The 3,316-nt window shown below is 72.4% G+C and carries 5 protein-coding genes; 3 read left to right on the top strand and 2 right to left on the bottom strand.

The window, feature by feature from the left end:
- Both ACQKM2_RS40750 and ACQKM2_RS40745 read left to right on the top strand, forming a co-directional pair.
- Positions 1 to 95: adenosylhomocysteinase (locus tag ACQKM2_RS40750; RefSeq protein ID WP_366834197.1), on the top strand; the 95-nt coding region annotated here is incomplete at its 5' end.
- Positions 96 to 195: 100 nt separating this feature from the next.
- Entirely contained in the window at positions 196 to 858 is a 663-nt protein-coding gene (locus ACQKM2_RS40745; protein WP_427719238.1) for a hypothetical protein, read from the top strand.
- Here the strand turns inward: ACQKM2_RS40745 and ACQKM2_RS40740 are convergent.
- On the bottom strand, positions 855 to 1,778 hold the full coding sequence (locus ACQKM2_RS40740) for an RDD family protein (protein ID WP_427719235.1): 924 nt from the start codon (positions 1,776 to 1,778) through the stop codon (positions 855 to 857). The genes ACQKM2_RS40745 and ACQKM2_RS40740 overlap by 4 nt on opposite strands.
- Before the next feature lie 111 nt (positions 1,779 to 1,889).
- Between ACQKM2_RS40740 and ACQKM2_RS40735 the strand changes: the two genes are divergently transcribed.
- Positions 1,890 to 2,897, top strand: a complete 1,008-nt coding sequence (locus tag ACQKM2_RS40735; protein ID WP_427719234.1) for a stage II sporulation protein M — start codon at positions 1,890 to 1,892, stop codon at positions 2,895 to 2,897.
- 182 nt (positions 2,898 to 3,079) lie between these two features.
- On the opposite strand, the gene ACQKM2_RS40730 is transcribed toward ACQKM2_RS40735, so the two are convergent.
- Positions 3,080 to 3,316 (bottom strand): hypothetical protein (locus ACQKM2_RS40730; protein WP_427719231.1); only part of this gene is annotated, 237 nt, incomplete at its 5' end.

The following is a 3,316-nucleotide window of genomic DNA, read 5'->3' as shown; positions in this document are numbered from 1 at the left end:
TCGGCGTCAAGCTCACCACCCTGCGCCCCGAGCAGGCCTCGTACATCGGCGTCGAGGTCGAGGGCCCGTACAAGCCCGACCACTACCGCTACTGATCCACCGCCAACGATCCCGGTCCCCGAGGATCCGCAGCACTCCAGGCAGGCCCCCGGCACCCGCGCCGGGGGCCTGCCCCGTACCCAAGGACCCGACGCCATGCCCCGCGGCCGCTACTCGCTCCACGACCCGCACGACCACACCCCCCTCGGCGAGGAGCACTTCCACTGCGCCCCCGGCCCCTCCGGCTGGCGCTACGTGGCCCAGCTGACCACCCCGGACGGCGACCACCGCGGGTCGCTGGACCTGGCCGTCGACGCCCTCGGCCGCCCCATCCGCATGGAGGCCAACGCCGGGGGCTGGCAGGTACGCGGCGCCGCCATCGACGGCGTCACCTGGGTCCGCACCGACCCCGCCGGAGCCGAGGCCACCGAGGGCAACGTCGCCGCCCCCGGCTTCACCGGCAGCTCCCCGGCCTTCCTCATCGCCACGGCCCGCCTGCTGCACCTGACCCCGGGCGCCCCCGCGACCCGCGTCCGGCTCGTCGCCCTCACCGATCCGGTGCTGGCACCCCGTACGGTCGACCAGGCCTGGGCCCTGCTCTCCCGCGCCGAGCACCCGACGGACAGCGGCCCGCTGGTGGTGGACGAATACCAGGTCACCGCCCTGGACACGGGCGAGGTCCACACCGTGCACATCGCGGGCGACGTGGTCCTCTCGGCACCCGGCATCGAACTCGAACACCTGGAGACCCCGCCGTCGACGTTCGAGGACGCCGAGGACGCCGAGGACGCCGAGGACGCCGAGGGCTACGAGGACTAGGCGGGCGGAGCGAACCCGGACCCGCGCGGCGGCGCCGCGGCCGGCGGCGGCGACACGGGCGCCACGACCGGCGCGGGAGCAGGCACCGGCGCGGGAGCGGACACGGGCATCGCCGCCGGGGCAGGAACAGGCGCAGGAACAGGAACAGGCGCGGGACCCGACAGGGCCGGCCCCGCGGCGAAGGCCCGCGCCGCGTCCCGGGACTGCCGCTCGTGCACCACGGCCATCAGGAACGCGGCGGCCGGCACCCCGGCCGGCGGCGGCGTCCCGGTCCGGGCCACCACGTCGTCCGCGAGCCGCACCGCCATCGCGGCACCCGTGTGCGGGTCCAGCTGGTTCATCCGCGTCAGGTACTGCCGGATCGCCAGCCACAGCCCGTCCGGCACCGCCGACAGGTCCAGCGCCGCGAACTGCCCGGCCAGCCACGGAGGCGGCGGGGGCACCGGCATCACGCGGGTGCCCGGCACCCGCTCCCGGACCACCAGGGTCCCGGCGAACACGTCACCCAGCCGCCGGCCCCGCTCCGACACCAGCGAGGCGATACAGGCGACCGCACCGAAGGTGAGCAGCAGCTCCACGACCCCCATGGCCCCGCGCACCAGCGCGTGCCGGAACCGGATCGGCCCGCCGTCCTCCCGCACCACCCGCAGCCCGCACGCCAACTTCCCCAGCGAACGGCCCTGGCTCAGCGTCTCCACCGCGATCGGCACGCCGACCACCACCAGCAGGAGGCTCGCCACCGCAACCGCGGCCTGCGCGGCCTCGTCCAGGGAGGCCGTCGCGGCGAGCAGCCCGACCATCACCACCACGAACCCGATGCCGTACACGACCAGGTCGAGCAGGACCGCCAGGGCCCGGCTCGGCAGCCGCGCCGGCCGCAGCCCCAGGACGACCGCGTCTCCCGTCACCAGATCGCTCAACGCGCGCACCTTTCCCCGACCTGACCCGCCCCTGTGCACCCCAGTCTGCCAAGCTGACCGCAGGAGAAGTAAGCCGTATCGGGTGGCCAGGGGCAGGGGAGCGGTAACCGGATGGATCTCGACGTCTTCGTGGCGGCCCACCAGACGGAATGGGCCCGCCTGGAGCAGCTCCTCGGCCGCGGCCGCCGGCTCACCGGGGCGGAGGCCGACGAACTCGTCGCCCTCTACCAGCGCACCTCCACCCACCTCTCCCTGATCCAGTCCAGCACCCCCGACCCGATGCTCACGGCCCGGCTCACCCAGCTCGTGGCCCGCGCCCGCTCGACGGTCACCGGCACCCGCCGCGCCGGCTGGCGCGACGCCGCCCGCTTCTTCACCGAGGCCTTCCCGGCCGCCGTCTACCGCAGCCGCCGCTGGTGGATACCCACCGCGCTGCTCTCCACCGCCCTCGGCGTGCTCATCGGCTGGTGGATAGCCGCCCACCCCGAGGTGCAGAGCGCCATAGCCACCCCGGAGCACCTCAAGGACCTGACCCGGCCGGGCGGCCAGTACGAGACCTACTACTCCAGCCACCCGGCGGCCTCCTTCGCCGCGCAGGTCTGGACGAACAACGCCCAGGCCGCCGCGATCTGCCTGGTCCTCGGCGCCTTCCTCGGGCTCCCGGTCCTGTGGATCCTGTTCCTGAACATGGCCAACCTCGGCGTCGGCCTCGGCCTGATGACCTCCGCCGGCCGCCTCGACGTCTTCCTCGGCCTGATCCTCCCGCACGGCCTCCTCGAACTGACCGCCGTCTTCGTCGCCGCCGGTACGGGCCTGCGCCTCGGCTGGACGGTCGTCGACCCGGGCCCCCGTACCCGCCGCACGGCCCTCGCCGAACAGGGCCGCGCCGCCCTCGGCATGGCCATCGGCCTGGCCGCGGTCCTCTTCGTCTCCGGCCTGATCGAGGGCTTCGTGACCCCGTCGGGCCTTCCGACCTGGGCCCGCATCACGATCGGCGTCGTCGCGGAGGCCGCGTTCCTCGCCTACGTCTACGTCCTCGGCGGCCGCGCTTCCCGCGCCGGCGAGGTGGGCGACGTCGAGGAGGCGGACCGCACGGCGACGCTCCCGACGGCGGCCTGATGTGCGTACAAGGCAGCTGAGCTGCTAGTCTCCTCGTCGTCCCGCAGACCGTTGACACGGCCGCTGCGGGGAGGTAGATTCGAACGGTTGCCTCGAACTGGACAAGTTCGGCAGCGATGGTTTAAAGTCTCTCTCGCCCCCAAATGGAATTGAATTCCCGTGGGGCACAGTCGACTCCTCATTCAGGAATCTGAAGCCGGGAAATCCGGTGGAAAACTTCTGATAGAGTCGGAACCGCCGGAAAGGGAAAGCGCGAAAGCGCAGAACCTCGAAAGCGCCGAGGAAATCGGACACGAAAGAGTCTGATAGAGTCGGAAACGCAAAAACGAAGAACGAAAGCCCGGAGGAAAGCCCGAGAGGGTGAGTACAAAGGAAGCGTCCGTTCCTTGAGAACTCAACAGCGTGCCAAAAATCAACGC

The sequence above is a fragment of the Streptomyces sp. NPDC004126 genome, from assembly GCF_050275515.1.
Lineage (GTDB): Bacteria > Actinomycetota > Actinomycetes > Streptomycetales > Streptomycetaceae > Streptomyces.
The sequence above is the reverse complement of the archived record's forward strand: the minus strand, read 5'-3'. Positions and strand labels throughout refer to the sequence as shown.

Coding starts and splice junctions, on each gene's coding strand:
- ACQKM2_RS40735 (WP_427719234.1), top strand. CDS start 1,890: ATGGATCTCGACGTCTTCGTGGCGGCCCACCAGACGGAATGGGCCCGC.
- ACQKM2_RS40745 (WP_427719238.1), top strand. CDS start 196: ATGCCCCGCGGCCGCTACTCGCTCCACGACCCGCACGACCACACCCCC.